This is a genomic window from Desulfovibrio sp. JC022 (assembly GCF_010470665.1).
Lineage (GTDB): Bacteria > Desulfobacterota > Desulfovibrionia > Desulfovibrionales > Desulfovibrionaceae > Maridesulfovibrio.
Map to the genome: position 1 here is coordinate 452,367 of NZ_VOPZ01000007.1, position 23,069 is coordinate 475,435.

At 44.5% G+C, this 23,069-nt stretch carries 20 protein-coding genes; 4 read left to right on the plus strand and 16 right to left on the minus strand.

The features are described from left to right. Positions 1-4 precede the first annotated feature (4 nt). On the plus strand, positions 5-583 hold the full coding sequence (locus FMS18_RS13975) for a CDP-alcohol phosphatidyltransferase family protein (protein ID WP_163295284.1): 579 nt from the start codon (positions 5-7) through the stop codon (positions 581-583). On the opposite strand, the gene FMS18_RS13980 is transcribed toward FMS18_RS13975, so the two are convergent. From FMS18_RS13980 to FMS18_RS13990, 3 genes are all read right to left on the minus strand, one after another. Then, positions 558-1,697 (minus strand): hypothetical protein, encoded by a 1,140-nt coding sequence (locus FMS18_RS13980; RefSeq protein ID WP_163295285.1) that lies wholly within the window; start codon positions 1,695-1,697, stop codon positions 558-560. The two genes, FMS18_RS13975 and FMS18_RS13980, sit on opposite strands and share 26 nt — an antisense overlap. Positions 1,698-1,843: 146 nt before the next feature. Beyond that, positions 1,844-2,365, minus strand: a complete 522-nt coding sequence (locus tag FMS18_RS13985) for a hypothetical protein (protein ID WP_163295286.1) — start codon at positions 2,363-2,365, stop codon at positions 1,844-1,846. Next, the gene (locus FMS18_RS13990) at positions 2,365-3,147 is read right to left on the minus strand and encodes a NifB/NifX family molybdenum-iron cluster-binding protein (protein ID WP_163295287.1); all 783 of its coding nucleotides are present in this window, start codon (positions 3,145-3,147) and stop codon (positions 2,365-2,367) included. Before FMS18_RS13990 ends, FMS18_RS13985 begins: the two co-directional genes overlap by 1 nt. A gap of 254 nt (positions 3,148-3,401) precedes the next feature. Between FMS18_RS13990 and FMS18_RS13995 the strand changes: the two genes are divergently transcribed. Together FMS18_RS13995 and FMS18_RS14000 are read left to right on the plus strand one after the other, a co-directional pair. After that, positions 3,402-4,019, plus strand: a complete 618-nt coding sequence (locus FMS18_RS13995; RefSeq protein WP_163295288.1) for a TetR family transcriptional regulator — start codon at positions 3,402-3,404, stop codon at positions 4,017-4,019. Continuing rightward, positions 4,001-4,801, plus strand: coding sequence for a hypothetical protein (locus tag FMS18_RS14000; protein ID WP_163295289.1), 801 nt, complete (start codon positions 4,001-4,003; stop codon positions 4,799-4,801). Before FMS18_RS13995 ends, FMS18_RS14000 begins: the two co-directional genes overlap by 19 nt. A 108-nt stretch (positions 4,802-4,909) precedes the next feature. Here the strand turns inward: FMS18_RS14000 and FMS18_RS14005 are convergent, their stop codons facing one another. The 13 genes from FMS18_RS14005 to FMS18_RS14065 all read right to left on the minus strand — a co-directional run bounded on the left by FMS18_RS14005 (position 4,910) and on the right by FMS18_RS14065 (position 20,721). After that, a complete protein-coding gene (locus FMS18_RS14005) occupies positions 4,910-5,491 on the minus strand; it encodes a hypothetical protein (RefSeq protein ID WP_163295290.1) in 582 nt (193 codons plus the stop codon). Between the two features lie 75 nt (positions 5,492-5,566). Further along, on the minus strand, positions 5,567-7,849 hold the full coding sequence (locus tag FMS18_RS14010; protein WP_163295291.1) for a potassium channel family protein: 2,283 nt from the start codon (positions 7,847-7,849) through the stop codon (positions 5,567-5,569). A gap of 322 nt (positions 7,850-8,171) precedes the next feature. After that, positions 8,172-9,509: a cadaverine/lysine antiporter gene (gene cadB / locus FMS18_RS14015; protein ID WP_163295292.1), complete on the minus strand. Its 1,338-nt coding sequence runs from the start codon at positions 9,507-9,509 to the stop codon at positions 8,172-8,174. A gap of 28 nt (positions 9,510-9,537) precedes the next feature. Beyond that, entirely contained in the window at positions 9,538-10,950 is a 1,413-nt protein-coding gene (locus FMS18_RS14020; RefSeq protein WP_368854172.1) for an amino acid permease, read from the minus strand. A gap of 1 nt (position 10,951) precedes the next feature. Then, positions 10,952-13,252, minus strand: a complete 2,301-nt coding sequence (locus FMS18_RS14025; RefSeq protein WP_163295294.1) for an Orn/Lys/Arg decarboxylase N-terminal domain-containing protein — start codon at positions 13,250-13,252, stop codon at positions 10,952-10,954. A gap of 172 nt (positions 13,253-13,424) precedes the next feature. Beyond that, a complete protein-coding gene (locus FMS18_RS14030) occupies positions 13,425-14,264 on the minus strand; it encodes a glycine betaine ABC transporter substrate-binding protein (protein ID WP_163295295.1) in 840 nt (279 codons plus the stop codon). A gap of 29 nt (positions 14,265-14,293) precedes the next feature. After that, on the minus strand, positions 14,294-15,127 hold the full coding sequence (ablB, locus tag FMS18_RS14035; RefSeq protein ID WP_163295296.1) for a putative beta-lysine N-acetyltransferase: 834 nt from the start codon (positions 15,125-15,127) through the stop codon (positions 14,294-14,296). Further along, positions 15,117-16,430, minus strand: a complete 1,314-nt coding sequence (ablA, locus tag FMS18_RS14040; RefSeq protein WP_163295297.1) for a lysine 2,3-aminomutase — start codon at positions 16,428-16,430, stop codon at positions 15,117-15,119. Before ablA ends, ablB begins: the two co-directional genes overlap by 11 nt. 14 nt (positions 16,431-16,444) lie before the next feature. Beyond that, a complete protein-coding gene (locus tag FMS18_RS14045; RefSeq protein WP_163295298.1) occupies positions 16,445-17,176 on the minus strand; it encodes an amino acid ABC transporter ATP-binding protein in 732 nt (243 codons plus the stop codon). A 9-nt stretch (positions 17,177-17,185) separates the two neighbouring features. Then, positions 17,186-17,842 carry an amino acid ABC transporter permease gene (locus FMS18_RS14050; RefSeq protein ID WP_163295299.1) on the minus strand — a complete coding sequence of 219 codons (657 nt, stop codon included), beginning with the start codon at positions 17,840-17,842 and terminating at the stop codon, positions 17,186-17,188. A 51-nt stretch (positions 17,843-17,893) separates the two neighbouring features. Continuing rightward, positions 17,894-18,679, minus strand: a complete 786-nt coding sequence (locus tag FMS18_RS14055) for an ABC transporter substrate-binding protein (RefSeq protein WP_163295300.1) — start codon at positions 18,677-18,679, stop codon at positions 17,894-17,896. 324 nt (positions 18,680-19,003) lie between these two features. Continuing rightward, on the minus strand, positions 19,004-20,221 hold the full coding sequence (locus tag FMS18_RS14060) for a PAS domain S-box protein (protein WP_163295301.1): 1,218 nt from the start codon (positions 20,219-20,221) through the stop codon (positions 19,004-19,006). A gap of 209 nt (positions 20,222-20,430) precedes the next feature. Next, a complete protein-coding gene (locus FMS18_RS14065) occupies positions 20,431-20,721 on the minus strand; it encodes a hypothetical protein (RefSeq protein ID WP_163295302.1) in 291 nt (96 codons plus the stop codon). A 79-nt stretch (positions 20,722-20,800) separates the two neighbouring features. Here FMS18_RS14065 and FMS18_RS14070 point away from each other — a divergent pair, with 79 nt between their 5' ends. Beyond that, positions 20,801-22,726: a pentapeptide repeat-containing protein gene (locus FMS18_RS14070; RefSeq protein ID WP_163295303.1), complete on the plus strand. Its 1,926-nt coding sequence runs from the start codon at positions 20,801-20,803 to the stop codon at positions 22,724-22,726. Positions 22,727-23,069: the final 343 nt, after the last annotated feature.

Below are 23,069 nucleotides of genomic sequence, written 5' to 3' on the forward strand. Positions count from 1 at the left end.
AATTATGAGTATAAAATTAAGTTCTAAAAATTGGTTTGTTATTGTTCAATCAATAACAATTCTTCGTGTAGTGCTGGCTTTTGTTTTTGTTGTTTTGGTTCCATTGCCTGAACTGGTGTGGACTAAGGCCGTAATTTATTTTTTAGCTCTATCTACCGATTTTTGGGATGGGCGTTTAGCACGTGCAAAGAAAGTTGCCAGTCAATTTGGCGGTGCAATGGATATATTCGGTGATCGCTATCTGATGGTTATTTCTTGTTTGTATGCAGGATTCAAAGGAATTCCTTTGTACATATTGGCAGTTATACTTATACGTGAAATTTTTTCAGTAACTATGAAAATGATTACGTATGAGGGAAAACAAATTATAATTTCAAACACAAAGATAGGGGGACTTGTTCATTTAACAGTGGGTTTAGGGGTATTATTGATTATTTTAAATCCAGAAAATCCTGTCACGATGCTTACCACAACTCCGTTTGCAATTGTTGCCACATTTTATTGTTTCTATTTTCCTTTCACTTTGTACAAATCAAGACACATGATAAAAAAAGCAATCAATTTTGCCCCGAAAAAACCTTAGCAAGACTTATAAGTAAATTGATCGAATTTGTTGCTAATGGTAATGTGACTGCAACACCTATCGTTCCGACAATTCTTGAAATATGAGGCCAAAGAGGTAATCTATTGATTTTGTCTCCAGTTTTGTCAAAGTATTCTATATAATTCAAAGCTTCATTTAACTTATCTCCATACAACTTTCTTTCAAGAAGCAAATTGTAATAATAATTCTGTTGTTCATGAATAATTTTATTTTCTTTGTTACGCAGCAGAATTATAGCTTTCCTTAGTTGCATTGTAGGCAAGAAGTAAAAAGCTACAAAAACAAATCCAATTACAAGTGAACCCATTGCCGTAGAGATATCTATGGTGCGGTGAGTGTATATAACACCGTAATATGCCCCTCCAGACAACATTATGGCAAAAATTGTAGGAGACATTATAAGATCAGCCAAAAAAGCAAGCCCTCCACATCCGTCTGGGTCAAATGGAGAAATGCGTAATTGATCATTAATAGATTTTAACCGAAGATATTTCAGCTGTGTATATACAATCCCCCCAAAAATATGGAGAATAGAGGGAAGCAACAAGGCGTGCATATAAAATTTATTAATTCTTGTCCCTAAATACCCCGCCTTAAAATTTATCGAATCCCAAAAATCTAGAGGAGCCTGTACGCCGGGATACAAATTTTGAAATGTATTCCAAGCAAAGCCAGCAAAACCAACTGTAAATAGGAGTGCAAAAATTTTTCTACTGTTTTTTGTTTTCAAACCAACAAATTCTTTTGTGGGTTTGTATATTTCAGAATAAAAATCTTCTTCCAATATTTGATTTAAATTGGTCCAATTTTGTTTAGTCTTTAACGATTTGATAAATAAATTAATTATTGTCAGAGGCATTATTAACTGTATTGCATACCATCCGAATATTCCAGGATGTTGTAAATACCCGTATCCATTATGAATTCGAAAGGCACCATCCCACCACGCACACCAAGTCAGAATAACAATAAAGAGTAGACCTACTATACTATTTTGTATCCAAAATTTTTTTAAGCCCATTTTTTTTATCAACCAATGGGGCCAAAAAGCAGGATGGCGATAAAATGCCTCCGAAAGCGTCATCTTACTCATAATTTTCAGTTATCGATAGTTAGTTACAATCTTAATGACCAAAATCAAATCCACTTTCAACAAATTATTTATTTTATATCTCGCCGTCAAGTTTAAAATATAGCCAATTCGAACATAACATACACTCTTCCTTACAAAAAACACGATCACTCTATCTTCGTTGCCCCACACACCACCCCCACCACATACGCCGTCCCCATCGCCCCGAGCAAATTAATCAGCACAAATACCGTGGAAAACTGCCAGCCGAAATAGGCCAGCATTATAGGCAGAAGGACTGGCTTAACAGAACGACAGCCGATAAAATTAGCTATTATAAAAGTGGAAGCACCTTTTTCTTTAAGGCTTTTGAAAAGCGGATACCATGCGTAAATTGGTCCCATTGAAAGAATCCCCGCCAACCCGGAAAGGAAAACTCCCTTAATTCCAGTCTTGCTGCCGAGAAACCGGGCTACGGATGCCGGATTTAAATAGCGATTAATGAGCGTCATCATGACCAGCACAATGCAAATAGGCAATCCGAGTTGAGTAAAAAGCGTCTTGGATACTTCAATTGCACGGGCAGTAGATTGAGGATCATGCAACTGACAGAGACCATAAATGCTGGTTACTCCAAGCGGGAAAATCCACGGCTTCGTGTGTTTCCATATAATTTTCATAACGGACATCACAATAGCCCTCCACAAAGATATACAATCAGAGCCATGAGTATCGCCATTACAAATCCGCATAAATTGCGCACAATTGCGAACCGACTCCCCAATGCGGCAGATTCAGCAGGCAACTGGATCAGGCCGACAGTAACCCAGGCCATCATCAATGCAATGATACCGGACTGATTTACCCCGGCACTGAGCAGGCTGTCACCGATCACGTAGCTGTTAACCGGATTCCCCACCAGCACACTACCGAGAGCCGCCCCCAACACAGAATCCTTTATGACTGATCCGGAAAACATGGACAACAATGTTGCCTCGGACACAAAACCGCGAAACAACCCCAGCAATAAAATCACTCCGGCCAGCTTTGGCAAAAGCTGATAAAACTGCCGCAATCCCTTTTGCAGGGCAGTTTCCCAAAGTTCCCACTCAGACGGTGCTGTGGATTCTGAAATTGAACCGTCGCTGCTGAGTCCCGCAGATTCGAGGTAGCCTGACACAGCCTCACGGATACTGCCTTTTACCCCGGTTATGATTTCGAACCCTTTGCCCTTCATAGCCCCTACAATGTGCGGTGCCACATACCCTACCAGCAAGGCTTCAGCCCCATTGCTGACAGCCAGCGAAATAATCGCTACCCCGGCCCCCGGACCGGACGATGGCGGCGGCCCCTCCTTTACCTCGAAAGACATATCTTCAGTTTCAATTATCAATATGTATGCGGCTGTACCAAGTTTAGGAGCCACCTTTGCATCTAGATCAGGATCAGAACAAGGAACTACAATTTTCATGACTACCACCAAATATAAAGATATAAAGGTCACGTAAAACATACGCGCAGATAGCAAAATGCTTCAAGTCATAAACTAACCCCATTTGGTAAAAAACAGTTTTTACCTGACCAGTACCAAAGAAGACTGCGCTATATATCGCTGATTTTTCACCTTTACATACACATCTGGACTTTCCTTCACTCAGGTTGTAATAGATTGAAGTTACACGAAGAAGCTAAATTAATGAGAAAATAAGCAAAATAGGAACTGACATGGCCAGAAAGACCAAAGAAGAGGCAGAAAAGACACGGCAGGCCCTGCTTGCCTCAGCCTTCAAGGTATTCAATGAAAAAGGATATGCAAAGACAACATTGCAGGATATCGCCGAAGACGCGGGGGTAACCCGTGGAGCTGTTTACTGGCATTTTAAAAACAAAACCGACCTTTTTGAAAAACTTTTTGATTACGCATTCATGCCTGTCCGGGATCTGCTCTTCAGCAGATTTGAAGAAGACCTCGAGCCAAAAGAAATGCTGGAAAGCCTGATGCAGGTCTGGATCAGTCATGCCGGAACAGAAGAAAACTTCCGCGCAGCATTCGGCATCATGTTCAACAAGACCGAATGGTCCGAAGAGCTCATGCCTTTCAAATTAAAATTCAGGGAATATGAATACAAATTTTTGAAAAGAACAGAAAAAATCATCGAACAGGGTCAAAAGGACGGTGTTTTCAGAGAAGAGCTTAAGCCCAAAGTTGCCGCTGCTCAGTATTTTTCCATCCTGCTCGGTCTGGCCCAATACTCTCAATTCTTCCCGGAAGAAGTTAATATTGACGCTGAATCAGAATCTTTAATCGAAATGTTCATGCACTCATGCTTAAAAGAAAATTAATCATATTCATCATCGGTCTTCTGCTTCTCTCTACTTCCGCTTTTGCGGCAGATAAAGATCTTTTCCCCACCAGCGAGTTCAAACTCGGCTATGAAGGCATGTACATGTATTACGATGAACCTAACGTAATGCATGAAAAAGGCATCCTCAACGGTGGCTTCGCATCGTGGACCGGATATTTCACCGACTACAACATCATGGTTAATGCCGAACTTGAAGGCCTTGCCGGATCACTTAGATACAGCGGAAAATATAGCGACGGCACACCGCTCAAATGCGATACTGACGATTACTTCGTCAGCGGACGCGCAACGATCGGCATGGGCATCGACTATGGTCACACAGGGGTAACCCCCTATCTTGGTATAGCTGCCCGCTACTGGAATGATGATATCAAAGCAACAGGCGGATACGAACGCCAGATCAAACAGCTTTACCTGCCTTTAGGGGTAAATATCATCACCAGACTGGATGAGGGCTGGTCCATCGGCGGCACACTGGAAGGCGACCTGCTGCTGGGCGGAAAGGTCAAAAGCAAGCTTTCTGATGTCGGCTCCAATTACGAGGACGTCAATAACACACAGGAATTCGCTTCCGGTGGCGGTGGACGAGTCTCCGCATTCCTCGAGTACGACTTCGATGACTACGCGCTGGGAATGGAACCTTACTTCCGCTACTGGCACATTGAAGACTCAGAGAAAGACACTGTAAGCACCGGAACCTACATGGAACCGAAGAACAAATTCTACATGTCCGGCATGCGGCTGTACGTGAAGTTTTAGATTTAGCTAGGAAATAGAATTTGAAATCCCCTGTTGAGATTATCTCAGCAGGGGATTTTTGTTTTGGGGATGGTGGTCCTCAAATCTATATTTTAATTAACTTTAGATCTAATCAATTTTTTTCTCTGCATTCTTAGTATTATTATCTAGCGGCTCACGCTTAGAGCTAATTTCTGTAATCCGTTTTTCAAGATCCTTTATTGTTAAATTTTGTGCATCTAATTTACGAGCAACACTATCTTTGTATTCACTTAACTCTCTCTGTAACTCTGAGTTAGCTTCTTTCTGAACCTCAAGCTTTCGCTCTACAACTTTTACATACTCATTATTTTGATCAACAAAAGAACTTGAATTAGTAGCAAAAGAATAAGAAAGATATCCAAATACAATAGCACTCACCAACAATAAAAGCTTTGCAAATACATCATATTTTTGTCTGGAATCGATCAGACCCTGAAGGCCGCCAAGTTCTTTATCAAGCCGTGTATCAAGCTCATCCTTCATCTTATCTAGATCTGAAGACAAACATTTCTCAATATGCCTATAAAACTTATTATGGCCATTAGCGTAAGCCTTGTCTTTGTCTTTACATTGGCGAACGTCATCCGCTAAAGAGTCAAGACGGTCATTGATCATTTTAAACAACTGTTCATTGTATACATTACCACCAGAACTATCATGTTTCGCCATCTATATCACCTTTCATCCAAGCAATTAGCTCATTCAATATCTAAACCAAGTCCTACCAGCCTACTAGACAAAGGTCTACTCGTCGCGCCTCCGCATAGACGGTGGATTTCCGATCACAATACCAAGCAACACTGCAATTACCAGCAATTCAAAAATATTCTCAAAGGTAGTAAAAAACTTGATCGACCCACTAAGCGGAATTATTCCGTATCCTGTTGTTGTAACAGTATACATTGAATAAAACATTGAGTCGACAAGGGTAATAGCATCCGAATAATGAAGCGGATCTTTCACGTAGACATTTGACAAAGCAGGAGACGTCTCAGTCAGCACTACAATTGAAGCTCTTAGGTCATTATTTCTTATAAGCTTCTTCGTTTCCGGTAATATCTCTTCTTTTAAGGCAGGAAGACTTAGCTCAGAAACATAATCATTACTTACTGAAACAACAGAAATCTCCGCTTCTATTGGACAAGATTCTATAGAACTTCTAATGAAAGACCTTGTTCTCTCCGCCCTGGCTTTAGCTAATTCATAATTACTTGAAAATTTGGAATTATTCGTTGCAATAGGCACACCATCAGCAACACCAATAACTTGTACGTGAGGAATACTCGCGTCGGATAAAACGCCCCTCAAATCTTTTAAGAATTCTTTCCTTTCGAAAAATTCCGTACCATTGCGATCTCCACCAACTGATACAAATTGAATCGGGTGCTCGTTGGCAAAATTAGATTTTACATCTGATTCTCCCTGTTCGTGGGGTATAACATAATATCCTATCAGCGTCGCATTTTGCCACTCTCCCCTTACAAATGGTGTTGGCATGTTCTCTTCAGTAAAAGCAATTTGCGGACCACGAAAAGCAACCCAATACCTGATTCGGTCGGCAAGCTTATTGCGAAACGAATTACTACCGTCTTCGCCATCAATAATCCCTGCATACTCCTTCTCAAGCACATTCCGAACTTCCGCTATAAGCTCATCAACTGTCCAATATGATTTTTCTACTGTTGCATTAAAATTATTTTCAATTTTAACTTTACCCTTATAAGCATACTCCAACGAATCATCTAAATCACTCAACCTGATTCTATATTTTGCCCTTTTGTATATGTCAGGAGTCGGTTGCTCATAATCTTTAAACCCCGGCAATCTAGCTGATTGCATCTCTACGTCACCTTCTCCATTAGCGGCACTGGCAATATTTCGCCTATCTTCGGAAAGATATATAAAACCAAAAAAAATACCCACAAATACCAGCACGAATATAGAACAAACAACGTTAAGCCAAAGAGAGGATAAAGATCTTCTATTAATGACAACCAACGAAAGGCAGTGGACAAACAACCCAAGTGTCATAAGGGCTTTTTGCCAAGCCGCAAACTGCACTGTCGCCACTCCCCCTGTATGGGCTAATATATACTCAGCAATTAATGGCACCAGATATGGACCAATAGTGATAAAAACCATTAGAGACATCAGGTTTGACATATTATTTACAAGAAAAATAATCCATTCATTATCTTTAATCTCTTTGGGTCCCCTGACGATCCAACTTGAAACCCTCAAAAAGTATGCAGTCGGAATCGAAAAAATTAAGATTGTAGCCCCAAGAAGATAGAGTAAAAAGTCTCTATCACTCTCCCAACAGAACTTTTCAAGATAGATATATTCTAAACCCTGAATGCCCTTTCCCCAGTAAAACACAAAAGAAAATTCGAGCACGATTAGAAAGCCTATGATTGGGACAAGAAATTCCCACAGCCAGAATTTTACCTCTTTGTTGAAACGGCTTAAATCTACGCGATCACCCTTTTCCAAGCTATCAATCTTATCTTTCCAAAACTTACTCCACTCCCAATATTTCTTCCTATTTTTGCATGCCCACAAAAAATATAAAAATGAATACACCAGCAGTCCCACGGATATCCAAAACCGCAAATCAAAATCGGTTACGGTTTTCGGAAGCCCCCCCCGCATAGTGTAGAAACCTATAAAGGTAAGTAAAATAACAACGCCAGCCACCCCCACTGCCACAAAAAACATCTTAGATTTTTGTAAAATCGGAACTTGAGAATCCTTCTGATTTATAACACCTTCAATGTGAGTGACACCTTGCTGTATACTATTCTTTATATCTTTAACTGATTGCTCATTTTGATCACTTATATCTAATAACAGCTGGCGGTTACCTTCTACCAGTTCAGTAAGCGAAGAATCCATATTATTAGTGCTGCCCTCTTCTATCTCCCCAAAAACTTCAGTATCTCCTTCACTTACACTGACACCCTCTGCTTCACTTGAGCTCTCACCAACCCCACCTTGATCCGGCTTATTATTTGAACCATCTGACATATCAACCCCATATTTATTAATGTTTTACCTCGAATCAAATCACATATTATTTTCTTACATAAATATCAATTAATAAATCAAACTATACACTATACACAAACACAGCCAAATATTTTAAAACAATACCGCATAAAAATACTTAATTATAAATCTCCCCCTTATCTCTGTACATTTGGGGACAAAATGCTACTCCTACGCAATGCATTGCCAAGAAAAGCTGGTATTTACCCAACAATAAAAAACCGGCCCAAGCTTCAAGCTCGGGCCGGTTTCATTCATACAAACCGAAAGTTCTACCTTAATGATTCACTCCAATATCACACTAACTCAACTCCTTCATCTTCCGCTCAAATTCAGTCCGATCCTTACCTACATAGAAGATGAAAGTGCAGAGCATGACTATCATGCAGCCGATTAGCGCGTCTTTGGCTGCGCCGGAAAGTGCGATGAGACAGAATCCGCAGGCCAGTAATGCGGATGCGATCTGTAACCATGCCTTTTTGGCGTGGAAACCGTAACGACGCAATAGGTTGAGTGCAGAGTAAAAATACGGTGGCAGAGTCAGCAATACGGCTATGGACGCGATATTACCGAACAAGGACTGGGTGTTGCCGCCCTTGGAAAGCAACATCAGCACCACCAAGAGCACGCTCATCATGATTGATGAAAATATTAAGCCCATAACCGGGGTTCCGTGGTGGTTTTTGCGCCCGAAAACTTCAGGCAATGTTCCATCGCTTGCGGCCCTTGAACCGGCCTGTGAGACCAGCATCATCCATGAGCCGAGCGAGGCCAGACAGGCAAAAGCGGTTACAGCGGAAACGATTTTTGGAACATACGCAGAAAATGGCATCCCCGCACAAATATGGCCCATTGCCAAAGAAAAAGGTGCCCCTGACGCAGCCATTTTGTCAGCCGGAAACATACCGGATATGGCGGTGCAGGAAAGGATATAAACCACCCCGGCCAATGCGGTGCCGATCATGGTTGATAAGGGGATTGTGCGTTTTGGATTCTTAACCACAGCAGTGTTTACGGCCGCACTTTCCACCCCGATAAAACTCCAGATGCATAAGATGATTGCCGCCAATACTGCTGAGTCCGGGGTATGTCCCTGAACCAACCAGTTGGCGTTGAACTGGGCCGAATCAAAGAACGCCCAGCCTGCTGTTCCGGTAATTATCACCGGGATCAACAACAAGACGACTCCCACAGAAACCAATCGGCCGATCCAATCCGCGCCGAGGATGTTGATTCCGGTAAAGAACCAGATGATCGCGATGGAAGTAATGCCGGATGCAATCGGGTCCTGCAAAGCTGGAAAGAATACAGAGAGATAATCCACCCCGGTAATGGCAATTGCCAGATTCCCGATCCAGTTGGCGTGGTAATAGAGAAGCCCGGACTGATACCCGAGAATAGGTGCCACCTCACCGGAGTAAGCAATGGGACCGCCCTCCTGCGGATCTTCCATGCCCAGACGCGAATATACGTAGGCCAAGGCCAGCGCGCCGACCAGAGCCACACCCCAGCCGATGATGGAAATACTCCCGATGGAAGCAAGGTTTGCCGGGAGCAATGCAATGCCCGAACCCATCATGTTACCGGCGACTACCGCCGTACAAGCAACTACACCCATTTTCTTATGTTCAGCTGACATATCTTGTTCCTCCATGCCTTCGGCTACTTTACTTAAGTTCAGTATGCTTTCTCACTGCCCTGCCGTAAAAATAAAGCGGAACAGAGGTGAACACCACAACACCTACTATTAAAAATCCGATATACCCTGCTGAAGCCATGAAACCTTCATCAAGTACTGTTTTGGGCGGAATAAAACCGAAAACAAATACAAATATACAGGTTACGATTGCCAGTCCTGACACCAGCCATATTCCGGGCTTGCCACCGGGTATGGTGTAGCCCCTTTTCACGTCCGGTCGGCTGTAGCGCAGCTTGATGCCAGCCGCGAACATGAGCAGATACATGATCAGATAAAGCTGCACAGCCAAAGCGCTCATAAGCATGAACGCGCTGGAAACCGTGGGCATAAAAAGAATCGCACAGGAAACAATGGCTGACAGTCCGCTCTGAATGAGCAGGATGTTGGTAGGTATCCCGTATTTATTGGTCTTCCGCCAACGGCTTGGCAGATAACCTTCGCGGGCAACTTCACGAATCCCCTTGGACGGCCCCACCATCCAGGTGATGACCATGGTCAAGGCCCCGTAAGCCATCAAAAAACAAATGACCGGGGTCATGTATTCCATTTTATGAATCTGGAAGAGTTTATCGAAAGCCTGACAGACTCCGGCACTGAGACTGACCCCATCCGCCGGAACCACCATGGCGATAGCGAGTGAACCCAACGCGGAAAGGCCGATAATCAATGCACTGGCTGCAAAAATAGCCTTAGGATAATTGACAGCCGGATTACGCACTTCATTTACGTGTACTGCGGACATTTCCATACCTGTAAATGAAATAAGCATAGCCGCCAGCAGCATGAGTTGTTGCAAATTTTCAATGTCCGGCATAAGCGCGGCAGGGGTAAAAGGAATCTGAACAGTACCACCGGATGCTACATGATCGATACCCAGCACAATAATCAAGATACCGGGAACGATTGTTCCGGCAATGGCACCTGAAGTACTGAAAAAGGCGGATAATTTCATGTCCCGGAAATTCAGGAATGTCGCCAGCCACAAGGCAACCTGAATTACCGCCACAATGAACCATTTATTAGAGGCAAGCTGCGGATCAAAGGTATACGCAATGGCCGAACCAGCAAAAGCCAGCACCGCCGGAAACCATGGCAGGTTTTCCACCCACTGCATAAATATCGCAACAAAACCCCACTTGGGCCCAAAGGCCTCCTTTACCCACAGGTACACACCACCCTCATCATCCCAGCCCGAAGCCAGTTCAGCCGCCACAAGTGCCGAAGGAATGAAAAAGCTGAGTGACCCTAGTGCCAGATAAAAAATCAACCCCCAGCCATACTCCGCCAGACCGGGCAAAGCACGTAGCGACAAAATTGCCGCTACGTTTATCATCATCAGAGTAAAAACTGATAATTTCTGTTTTGAATGTGACCGGCCCATTCTACTTCTTCAGGCACATGGTTTTGAAGTATTTCTTGCCGTCTCTTTCAATGCGTTCAACGCCGTGGATATCACTTTCATATCCGGGGAATACATTTTCGAAATCCTGACGCGCCATGAGGTAATCGAATACAGGCTGAGCCTTATCATTAAGAATCTCCCCGCCCATAATTACGGGAATGCCGGGAGGGTAAGGAACCACCATAACAGCCGGGATGCGATCTTTCATTTCCGAGAGTTCGACATATTCGACATTTTTGCGGACCACTGCGTGATAGGCTTCGGACGGCTTGATGGCCTGATCCGGGATAACCTGAAAAGCTGCCTGCATTTTGTCGAGCAGCTTGTGCTCCTTATAATAATTGTGGATGGCGTTGCAGTGATCTTTCACGCCAACCCCGGCATATGTTTCGGGATAATCTTTAACCAGACCGGGCAGCACAACATCAAGCACCATATTGGCATCATATACTTCTTTGAACTTGAGCAGCCCAGCCAGCAACGAGCCTTGCTTAGCTTTATTGGTGCCCATGGAATTGAGCATGAGAAAAGAATAGTAGTCGGTCTTTTCGCAGACAATGCCGTGGTTGATCAGATAGTCGGTAACAATGGATGCCGGGATACCTTCCTCTTCCATGGTTCCGTCTTTAAGCAGGCCGGGAGTTGTGAAGGTCAGCTTGATGGGATCGAGCATGGCGTATTCATCTTCCATGTCCTCGAAGCCATGCCAGTTATCCTTTGCGGAGAAGACCCACGGCTCCTGATGCGTGCAGAGATATTCGGTGGATACGTCTTCAAACTTCTTGTAATCCTTGCCCACTAAAACTTTTTCCGGCTGCCACATTTCAAAAAACCAGCTGTCCTGTTCCTTCATTTCACTGGCGATCATGGAAACTTTCTTGCGCAGGTTTACAGCCTCAACCATGGTATCGTGCATGAGCACTTCACCGCTGTCCTCCATCATCTTGGTGGCAACATCCAGAGAAGCAATCATGCTGTATTGAGGCGAAGTAGACCCGTGCATCATGTAAGATTCGTTAAGCTCGTCACGATCAATCTGCACATCACTACCGTCACGCACATGCAGCATGGAAGCCTGTGAAAAAGCGGTCAGCAGTTTATGGGTTGAGTGGGAGCAAAAAATGGGCGGATGATGCTCGTTACGGTCATCATCTGCCATACCGAAATGATCTTTATACATAGGATGGAAACGGGCGTAGGCGTACCATGCTTCGTCAAAATGCAGGTTATCAACGCTTTTCTGAAGCTGTTTCTTGATATTGATAACGTTGTAGCAAACCCCGTCATAAGTGGAGTTGGTCAGCGCGGACATGCGCACGCTTTGCTTTTTAAGATCATCAGGAATCAGCTTATTTTCCCGCACCTTGGACTGGATGGATTCTTCGGAAAATTCAGAGAGACGACACGGCCCGATTATGCCCCGCTTGTTGCGCCGCGGTACCATATAAATGGGATAGGCATCGGTGATGACCATGGCGTAGTTAAGCGACTTATGGCAATTGCGGTCCACAAAGGCGATATCGTCACGCACCAGCTGACTGCGCCAGATAATCTGGTTTACATTGGAAGTACCGTTAAGCACGTAGAAAGTATGATCGGCCCCGAATACACGAGCGGAATTGTTCTCGGCATCCCCTACAACCCCGCTATGATCGAGCAGAGACCCCAGTTCGGGAACAGAGATAGACAGGTCGGAACGGAAAACATTTTCACCGTAAAATTTATGCATCGCCACCCCGGCAGGACTTTTAAGGAACCCTTCCCCGCCCATATGTCCCGGTGTGTGCCATGCATACTTGTAAGCCTCGGAATACTTGACCATTTCCCCGAAAAAGGAAGGATAGACCGATGCGACATACTCCAGCAGTCTGGTTTCAATGCGTCCGGCCAGAAATTCAGCTGTTTCAGCACTCTTCCATAAGCATTCGTTGATTTTGCTCAACACATCGGTGGAAATGCTCTCCATGGTAGCCCGCTCGGTAAGCAGAAAGACAGGTATATTTTTGTTGCGTTTGCGTATCTCGTTCAAAAGATGTTCCGGGCTGTCCTCTTCATCTTCTCTTTCAAAACGGATATCCCAATCAATAACCACCGCTCCTAGATCAGCGCGGGATATGAAAATTTCAATGGCATCTTCATAACTGAATGAAGGATATACAGAGCATTCCTGTTCTGTGGCCAACTCATCTTCAAGACTGCGTAATCTAAGTCCTTCGTCATTATTAGCTTCAAACTGTGCCGAAACAATCAGAACAGGCCACATATGCTTTGTAATTTTCATACAGTCACTCCCCAATATTTAGTGGTTAGTCAGCAAAAACACCCTTTTAAATATTTTTTTATTAAGACCAGCAGTACACTACTTTATTAATTAAGACCATCTCCAAAAAAAACGGCCCGAACATCAAGCCCGGACCGGTTTTTACTCCACAAAACAAAAAGAGAATCAGTAACTACTTACCCAGCCATTTTTTCAGCAATTCAGGATGACTGTCCAAAAAGGCCTGCGCATTCTTCAGCGGATCAGCACCCTCTTCTTCATTTTTAAACATCTCAGCCTGCATCACGCCGATGTCCCAATAAATGCGATCCAAAATTGCAGCAGCTTCGGGGTAATCATCAGCAAATCCTTTGCGTGTGATGGTCACGATTTCTTCATCACCACCCAAAACACCTTTAGGATCTTCCAGATATTTCAACTCCCAACGACCAAACTTCCAATGCGGAGACCAGCCGGTAACAACGACCCATTTGTTCTGACGAATAGCATCACCAAGCAAGGCGGTCATAGCTGCACCGCTGCTGTCTTTAAGCTCAAGGTCAAGACCATATTCCTTGACCGCTTTTTCTGAAAGAAGCATCAGTCCGGCACTGGGAGCAATACCTACAATCTCACCATCAAATTTATCCTTATTGGCATTTAGTTCCGTAATTGAGTCGATAGTCACATATTTGGGGACAACCCAGCCCAACCTTGCGCCCTTGGTGTTGGCTCCGTAATTTACAACCTTATCCTTAACTTTGTCATAGTAAGGAGCGTGGGTGGCGGGAAGCCATGCAGCGAGAGTGGCATCAGCTTCGCCCATTTCAAGTGCCTTCCACATGGTCGCAATTGAAACCATCAGAATTTCAGAATCATACCCGGCGCGATCAAGGACCGCAGCTGCCAGATTAGTGGACGTAATAGCGCACGCATAGGCAGGAGTAACCAGCTTAATACTCGGTCTCTCGGCAAATGCATTTGTAGAAAGAAGAACAAGCAGTAGAACTAAAGGCAAAATCCGTTTCAACATACAAACCCCTAAACTTAATTTAAAAATCATCACAAAACTTTATACCACACATTCATGGATTCCAGACTGCCGCTAATATTCGTATTATTGAGCAGCCGTCCTGAGAACTCATAATCCCCTTTGGAAAACAAAGAATTAATTCCATATGAACAAGCCCGGGCGATGGTGAAAAAACATTTGATCCCGGACTTTGAACAATCATCCTCAAGGGACCGCAACAACGTTCCGGCAATCCCCGCCTTGCGGTAATCGGGATTAACTGCGAAATCGGTCATCTCTGCGCTGTTTCCGTCAGCAGCCACTTCCGCTGAAGCAGCACCTACAAGGCTATCCCCTTTATAAACTCCCATAAAACGCACGCCATCCCTCATTTCCTGACAAATAAAATCAGGATCAGTAATGGGAAACGGGTAAGTTTTAAAAGTTTGACCGTAAAGTTGTGCCAGCGCGTGCGCATCTTCCGTCCCGAGTCTACGCATCAGCAGGCTGCTTGACAGAGTCGAAGAGTTCCCTTTTCCTTTTTTGCTTTCGGCAACAGAAATTACACGATCAAGCTCCTGCCTATCGCTCTGCTCTTTACGCCACATGTAGCGATAAAAACTCAGGAAAACACCGTCATCGCTGCTAAACATTCCCGGAACCTGCGCCTCTTTCTCAAATCCGCAGGAGAGAAAAGGCAAAACCTGCGACTTTGGAACTTTAGCAAAAATCTTGGAAAGATCCTCAGTCACAGCCATGCTGATGAGCTCATCAACAATCTCCGGCCCGTCTTCAGCTGCCAATGACATCAAATAAATACGGTCATTATATGCCCCCATCTGGACAGTACTTTTGCCCACAGTCAGGATGGAATCATGCGACATTTGAATTGCGCTCCGCCCTTTCGTTATCTTCAGGAGTCAGACTGAGGGTATCATCCCAATCAGAAATAAGTTTTTCAATACCGATTGCTTTTTCCTCGGCTCCGTCTTCCTTGAGTTGCAGATTGCAATCAGCGCAATTGCGATCACAATAATTACTATCGTAGGATTCCGGCTCAGTGTAGGTTGTGATAACCCCTTCATAATTTCGCAGCACCACCTTATTGGCGGCCCATGAAACAATGTAGTTGGGCATCACCGGAATCTTACCGCCACCACCCGGAGCATCCACAACATAGGTAGGCACGGCAAAACCGCTGGTATGCCCGCGCAGACTTTCAAGAATCTCAATTCCCTTGCCCACTGGGGTGCGGAAATGGCTGAGGCCTTCGGAAAGATCGCACTGGTAGAGGTAATATGGACGGACCCGGTTCTTAACCAGCTTCTGGTTCAGGGTCTTGATCAAACGCGGGCAATCGTTGACTCCTGCCAGCAACACACTCTGATTGCCAAGAGGAATTCCTGCATCGGCCAGCTTGGCAAGAGCGCGTCTGGAGGAATCAGTCACTTCCCTAGGATGGTTGAAATGGGTGTTGATCCAGAGCGGATGATGCTTCTTGAGCATATTCACCAGATTGTCAGTAATGCGGTAAGGCAGAACAACCGGCATGCGGGTCCCGATACGGATGACCTCCACATGCTCAATCTCACCGAGTTTGGTCAAAATCCAATCCAGCTTTTCATCTGAAAGCATAAACGGGTCACCGCCGGAAAGCAGCACATCACGCACCTGCGGAGTGTTGCGAATATATTCGATCCCCTGCTCCAACTGTGTGCGGGAAGGAATGGAATCCTGATCGCCTACTTTGCGCTTGCGGGTGCAATGCCTGCAATACATGGAGCAAAGGTTACTGATATGAAAAAGCACCCGGTCCGGGTAACGGTGGGTCAGGCCGGGCACGGGACTGTCTTCATCCTCATGCAGCGGGTCGGTCATATCGCAGCGTTCAATCTTCAGCTCTTCCGGGCTGGGAAAAGATTGCTGGAACACAGGATCATTTTCATAATCTTCCACATCAATCAGTGAAAGATAATAAGGAGTGATTGCCAGCGGGAATTTCCGCACAGTCAGCTCATGTTTTTTACGTTCAGCATCAGTGAATTTAATACCAAGAACTTTTTCCAAGCCGGAGACAGCCCTGATTGTGTTACGGATGTGCCACTTCCAGTCAGTCCAATCAGACTTGGATGATTCATCATCAATCACGCATGCCAGTGTTTCCTGTCGTTCTGTATAAACAGTCATAATTTCCTGTATTTTTATAATATTTGAGAGAGGAATTCCTGCGTCCGCTGCTCTGCCGGAGCAGAGAACAGACGGGACGGGCTGTCCTGTTCAAGAATCACGCCCTGATCCATAAAGGCTACGGAATCCGCTACCTCATTTGCAAAATTCATTTCATGGGTCACAACCATCATGGTCATGCCGTCATCAGCTAGATCACGCATAACCGTGAGCACTTCGCCGACCAGCTCCGGGTCAAGGGCAGAAGTAGGTTCATCAAAAAGCATTACTTCCGGCTCCATTGCCAAGGCGCGGGCAATGGCAACCCTCTGTTTCTGACCGCCGGATAAAGTTTCAGGATACGCAGCGGCCTTATCAGCCATGCCCACTTTATCTAAAAAGGACATACCCAGATCCACAGCTTCCTTCTTAGGCATTTTACGTACCTGTGTGGGACCTTCAGTAACGTTGCCCAGCACACTCATATGCGGAAAAAGATTGAAGTGCTGGAAAACCATACCCACCCGGCTACGCATGGAATTGATTTCCTTTTCATCGCTGGGGACCATATCCCCGTTGATGCTGATCTCGCCTTTGGTATATGTCTCAAGACGGTTTACGCATCTGAGCAGCGTGGACTTGCCGGAACCGCTGGCACCGATAACCACAACCACATCGGAATTCCCCACATTGAGATCAATTCCCTTGAGCACGTGGTTGCTGTCGAACCATTTATGAACGTTTTCTATACTGATAGTTTCCTGCACAGTTTCTCCTTAAGCCCTGCTGGTATCGAGCTTTCTTTCGATGACGTGAAAGAGAAAAGTAAACGCACCGGTATAAATAAGGTAAAAGACTCCGGCTATGGTCAGCATTTCCATCATCATGAAATTGGAAGAGGCCAATTGCTGCGATTTAAGCAGCAGTTCATTAATGGTGATTGTGCTGGCAAGGGACGAATCCTTCAAAGCAATGATGAACTGGTTTCCCAAGGCAGGGATCGCACGCTTGAAAGCCTGCGGCAGGATAATCCTGACCATTGCCCGCGGGTAACTCATCCCGATGCTGCGCGCTGCTTCCATCTGCCCGGAGGAGATGGAGGAAATCGCGCCCCTGAAAATCTCGGCAATGTAGGCACCGTTGTGAACTCCCAAAGCCAGAACAGCAGCCGGAAGAGCGGAAAGCCCGATAAGGCTGCGCATGCCGAAATAAATAAACAACAGTTGCAACAGGAGCGGAGTTCCGCGAATCAAGTAGATGTATGCATGAGCGGGAAGATTGAACATCCGCTTATCGGAAATGCGCATGAATACGGTGATGAGGCCGAGGACAAAACCAAGAAGAATACCGAGCACGGTAATCTCAAGGGTCATCCATGCCGCCGGGAGAAAATATGGAATATACTCCGGCAGGCTGGTAAAATCGAAATACATCTTTTTTCCTTTGCTCAAAAAAAAGGAGGCCTTACGCCCCCTTATTCTTATCTATTTCTTGGTAATATCTACCTTAAGCCATTTCTTACTAAGCTCAGTAAGCGTACCGTCTTCATGCATATGTTTAAGTATCTTGTTCACCTCATCCGTAAGGGTTTTATCTTCCTTGCGAAAAGCAACAGCGATATCTTCCTTACGCAGCGGAGAACCGAGAGGCTTAATTTCAAACTTACCGCTATTCATGGCATTCACGCCCACAACACGGTCAGTGATAACACCGTCAATTACGCCGCCGGAAAGTTCTGTAAGAGTGTGGGTATCGTCCTTGTAGAGACGGATATCAGTAACGCCGAGGTCTTTGGCGTCCTGCTCAAAAGTAGTTCCGGTAACCAGCCCTACGGCCTTGGCCTTCAGCTCATCAGCAGACTTGAAAGGTCCGTCCGCGCGGACAAACATCTGCGCGCCGGAGTAGTAATACGGGGTGGAAAAATCCACGACCTTTTTACGCTGCTCCGTAGCTGCCATACTGCCGAGGATTCCGCTGTAGATGCCGGAACGCAGCCCTTCGATGATTCCGCTCCACTCGGTGGTGACGGGTTTCAATTTCACGCCCAGTCTTTTAGCAACCTCTTTGGCTACATCCACATCAAAGCCGACCAGCTCATTCTGCTTGTTGAAATAGTTGAAAGGAGGATAGCCGCCACTCATGGCAAAGCTGACTTCCCCGGCTTCTTTGACCTTCGCAAGTCCGGCTTTTTCCTGCTGAGCGCAACCGGTAAAAGCCACAGCGACAAACAGCGTGAACACCGCAAGGTATAAGGCAGCAAAACGTTTCATGTTTTCTCCTGAATATGTGAACTAATTTTGAGGATACACACTCTTATATATCATTATATAAGAAGATGAAGTGGAGTTTTGAATATCACTACGATGCACATACGAAAGACCAAGAAAGAAAAACAATGCAACAAATGAGAATACAATAGTTACAATTGCATTTCGTAAGTTATCATTTGCTATATCTTCGGCTTTCATTTGTGTGCAGATAGGTAAAAAAGTAAATCAACTATTCCTGTCGTTGCTCAGGACAATACAGACTTACCATCTACCCACAAGGCGATCTATTGGGTACTCATTGGGTATAGAGACTACCCAGTATGGTTACGAACCCACCTGATGCTTGAGATAAGAAATCAATGAAACGCTCTTACCCTGCAAGCCAAGCTTACGGCGAATATTTTTGCGGTGAGTGCGGACTGTATCTGCTGTGATTGAAAGGAGTTCGCCTATACGTTCGGTGCCTTTACCGGCCTCAATATAACGGCAGATTTCAACTTCACGGGGAGTGAGCTTAAGCAGCAAATCTTCAAACTGATCACCGGTCTCCCCGGCCAGGGCGGAGAGACGTTCTTTGATGAACCGACCAAAACTCCGGCGCATCTGCGGCACAGGCTCCTTAATCATACGGTCAAGAGCAGGCATAATCTGTTCACGGACCTGCAAGGCAAAATCCTCATGCATGTCCTTTTTTTCTTCTTCAACTGACTCAATAACGGTACGCAGGGCCACATTCATACCGTCAACCTGCTCACGAGTTTCTTCAAGCCCTGTTTCAAGGCGCTGAATATCGGTCATGTCGCGCAGTCCGAGATGAAAAACTGTGCCGGTCTGAAGACGGACTTTGTGCATAGTCAGCTCAACAGGAATTTTCTTCCCGGAACTATGTCTCGCTGTAAGTAATTCATCAAAGGGAACCGGAATTTCAGTGGTACAGGTTTCAAAATGTTCCCGCACCACTTTGGAAGATTTCGCACTGAATATACTCAAACAACTATTACCGGAAAGAGCACAGCTGCGGCCGAAGAGCCTCTCTGCGGCGGGATTGGAAGTGAGTATGCGAAAAGTAGAATCTGCCAGGAAAGTAGGGTCCTGCGCCGCTTCAAACAAAGCATTAAAAAGGGCAATGCTGTCATCAAGAGCCGCAATATTATCTTCCATGCGCTCTTCGTAAGCTTCGTGCAATTCCACAAAAGGGGCGTTATTGGTGACAACGGCAACATACCCCTCAGAGCAATACGGGCCGGCAAGGGGAATCAATCGCAGCGAATAGCTCCCTCCGCTCTCCCCATAAGGAATCTCATGAACCCCTGCCACAGGATATGCTTTAATAAAATCTTCAATGCCGGAAGCTTCCACGCCCAGAATATTCCAGAGCCGCCGCCCTTCCAAAGGACACTCAAAAAACTCCACCACCCGTGCGCTGGCTGAACAGATGCGCCCGCCGCCATCAGTAAAAAGGATAAAATCAGAAAAGGATTCAAAAACTTCGGAAATAGGTTCAGGGAGACGTTCAAAATTGTCGTCTGTATTTGAGCTCACGGGGAGTTCCTGTGCTTGATAATTAATTGAAGTATAACTTCTTAACAAGCAATTCAGGTTAATTCAAATGTGATGAGGTTTAGATCTAAATTTGAGAAGACAAGCGTAACGTAATATTTTTTAAACGAAAAAAGGCTCAGCTTAAAATTCAAGCCAAGCCTTTTGTAGAAAGCAGAAATTTTAAAGTATCCGTAAACCAGAACAAGAATCTAGTGCCCTTCACATACATGCTTACTTGGAGCCCATCCATCCATATACCATGCCCGCGCGCCCTGAATCTGCAAGCCGTGATAGCGTACGTACTCAAGCTCCTCATCGGAATAAGCATGCCCTTCAATAGGCATAAGAGCGTCGACCTCCGTGGGGCCGTAAGCATCATTGGAGGCATCAGCGACAAATACGGGCTGCCCTATCGCCCCTGAAGGGTGCTTAATGGTCAACTTTCCAAGTCCAATCCCCTCTGCCATGCATGGAATTTCTATGTCATGAACGATATCCATTTTGAATCTCCTTGAATTTGCTAAATGAAGCCAGATAGTACTGATCAATAAATTATGCTGTCATATTAAGCATAATATTTTGAGATGGACAATATGGTGGTTCTGCCTAGGGAAATGGCATCGATGGGGGGGTACTGTATCCCCAAATCAGAATATTCCTGCTGGATTATTCATACGTTTCTGCGATATAGAGCAGCTATCAGAAGAACAATTACTTGCGAGGAATTTGATGGGCTGTTGTATCGGAGAGAAGCATAGCAACTGGTGTCAGGATAACCCCACAGGTCCCAGTTACCCCCCTGTTTACATAGATAAAGATGGAAATGAGTACTGCATTTTTCACGCACCTGCGGAATGCAAGTTTGTTGAGTTGTATGATGAGCGTAAAGGTGGAGAGCAACCTTCTTTAATGGCTGGGGAGGACTTTAATCAGCTTGTGTTTGATCGGATACAGGGGGTTATTGATGCTGGGGAGGATGAGGAAGCTGATAATTTCTCAGGATACCCCGAAAGTTGGAACCCTCGTTGTAATTTTGCAGGAACTATTTTTCACAAAGGAATATATCAACCTAACTTCCTTGAATCTTTCGACATAGATTTACCCCCCACATCTTTTCATGCATGTGAATTTCATGGCCGTAGTAATTTTTCTAAAACTACATTTAATGGCGTAGCTTCTTTTACTATGGCTAAATTCCATAAATCAATAACTATCAGAAACACAACTTTTAAAAGCATAGCTGATTTTAGTTATTCCACGTTCAAATCACGTGCTTCATTTTTCGCAACTCAATTTAGGAACGAGACATACTTTCAATTTTGCCGCTTTTTAGGATATACAAAATTTGAAAAATCAAAACTTAAAACAAATGTTGGATTTCTTAAATGTGAATTTGATGATGTCAAATTTGATAGCACCCATTTTTTAATGCGAACATTTTTCATAAAAAGTATTTTTAATAAATCTGCATACTTTGACAATTGTACTTTTAATGACGTTTCTTTTGAGGAAGCAAAATCCCAAAAAGCATTCCGCATTCAGGATTCAACTTTAAACGAATCTAACTTCAACAGTATGATTTTTCATGGTTCTATAGATTTCAACAACTCAGAATTTTCTAATACTGCTGACTTCACAAATACTATTTTTCTAAACTATTCGAATTTTAAAAATACAAAATTTCAAGGAACAGCATTATTCCTTCATACCCATTTCAAAGAATGGACCTATTTCCGCAATGCAGCCTTCAAAGGAGAAACAACCTTCGCAGGAGCAATCTCAAAAGAAACCATCCTCATAGAATCCACAGATCTTTCAAATCTAAAGCTAACCGAAACCAACATCGAATCCTTCCAATTCACAGAATGCACATGGCCCACAATAAATGGACGGAAAGCTATCTACGATGAAAAAATTGCCCTCGAATCGGACCAAACACCCGACTACCTGAAACTCGAAGAAATCTACCGCCGCCTAAAAAAAATAGCCCGCCAAAACAACGATGAAATGCAGACCTCGGCTTGGCATTACAAAGAAAAAGAAATGATGCGCAAAAGACTCCGCCAAGAAAACGGACCGGGAGTCATCGAAAAAATCGCAGCAAAAGCTTGCGCATGCCTGCCCTGCGACATTGAAAGGACAAAAGAAAAATTTTCCAAACTACTCACGTTAACCGAAAAACAACGCACCCCATTCCTGCGATTCCTTAACTCCGCCTACTGGATAGTCTCGGGCTACGGCGAAGAACCACTTCGAGCCGGAATCTGGATGCTGATCTTCATATTAGGCGCAATACTCCCCGCCTTCTTCGGCCCGGAAGTTAATCAAGTAACAAATACGCTCTCAGATTTCATCAAAGGCTGGATGTGGTACATGCCACTTATGAAAGTAAGCGACGTAGATGCCACTGGATGGAATTACCTATTCAAAGCTATCTTCAATGTAACCATCTCAATCCAAGCCGCCCTCTTCGCCTTCGCCCTGCGCAACAAACTAAGAAGATAAAAAATCCGGTCCGAGCATGATGCTTGGACCGGATTTTTCTTTCAGAAAAGTAAAAGGGTGCTAGACTTAACGTCTAACACCCTGTATTTACTGTGGTAGGCCACCAAGGACTTGAACCTTGAACCAACGGATTAAGAGTACCGGCCTGCCGAATTTATCCCGCCTTAACGAAGCCATAAGTTGTTTAATTCAAAGAACAACACTCTTTAACCTACCTTATATGATTTAAGCAAAAATTACCTTATTTAGGGATTTTTATGGGGAATAGCATGGGGAATACACGCCCCACCCCTGCGGAATCCCACGGATGAATTATGGGAAATTAGAGCAAAAATTGCTCTTC

What these genes read in the sequence shown, in the direction of transcription:
- FMS18_RS13975 (WP_163295284.1), top strand. Translation starts at nt 5, where the DNA reads ATGAGTATAAAATTAAGTTCTAAAAATTGGTTTGTTATTGTTCAATCA.
- FMS18_RS13980 (WP_163295285.1), bottom strand. Translation starts at nt 1,697, where the DNA reads ATGAGTAAGATGACGCTTTCGGAGGCATTTTATCGCCATCCTGCTTTT.
- FMS18_RS13985 (WP_163295286.1), bottom strand. Translation starts at nt 2,365, where the DNA reads ATGTCCGTTATGAAAATTATATGGAAACACACGAAGCCGTGGATTTTC.
- FMS18_RS13990 (WP_163295287.1), bottom strand. Translation starts at nt 3,147, where the DNA reads ATGAAAATTGTAGTTCCTTGTTCTGATCCTGATCTAGATGCAAAGGTG.
- FMS18_RS13995 (WP_163295288.1), top strand. Translation starts at nt 3,402, where the DNA reads ATGGCCAGAAAGACCAAAGAAGAGGCAGAAAAGACACGGCAGGCCCTG.
- FMS18_RS14000 (WP_163295289.1), top strand. Translation starts at nt 4,001, where the DNA reads ATGCTTAAAAGAAAATTAATCATATTCATCATCGGTCTTCTGCTTCTC.
- FMS18_RS14005 (WP_163295290.1), bottom strand. Translation starts at nt 5,491, where the DNA reads ATGGCGAAACATGATAGTTCTGGTGGTAATGTATACAATGAACAGTTG.
- FMS18_RS14010 (WP_163295291.1), bottom strand. Translation starts at nt 7,849, where the DNA reads ATGTCAGATGGTTCAAATAATAAGCCGGATCAAGGTGGGGTTGGTGAG.
- cadB (WP_163295292.1), bottom strand. Translation starts at nt 9,509, where the DNA reads ATGTCAGCTGAACATAAGAAAATGGGTGTAGTTGCTTGTACGGCGGTA.
- FMS18_RS14020 (WP_368854172.1), bottom strand. Translation starts at nt 10,950, where the DNA reads ATGGGCCGGTCACATTCAAAACAGAAATTATCAGTTTTTACTCTGATG.
- FMS18_RS14025 (WP_163295294.1), bottom strand. Translation starts at nt 13,252, where the DNA reads ATGAAAATTACAAAGCATATGTGGCCTGTTCTGATTGTTTCGGCACAG.
- FMS18_RS14030 (WP_163295295.1), bottom strand. Translation starts at nt 14,264, where the DNA reads ATGTTGAAACGGATTTTGCCTTTAGTTCTACTGCTTGTTCTTCTTTCT.
- ablB (WP_163295296.1), bottom strand. Translation starts at nt 15,127, where the DNA reads ATGTCGCATGATTCCATCCTGACTGTGGGCAAAAGTACTGTCCAGATG.
- ablA (WP_163295297.1), bottom strand. Translation starts at nt 16,430, where the DNA reads ATGACTGTTTATACAGAACGACAGGAAACACTGGCATGCGTGATTGAT.
- FMS18_RS14050 (WP_163295299.1), bottom strand. Translation starts at nt 17,842, where the DNA reads ATGTATTTCGATTTTACCAGCCTGCCGGAGTATATTCCATATTTTCTC.
- FMS18_RS14055 (WP_163295300.1), bottom strand. Translation starts at nt 18,679, where the DNA reads ATGAAACGTTTTGCTGCCTTATACCTTGCGGTGTTCACGCTGTTTGTC.
- FMS18_RS14065 (WP_163295302.1), bottom strand. Translation starts at nt 20,721, where the DNA reads ATGGATATCGTTCATGACATAGAAATTCCATGCATGGCAGAGGGGATT.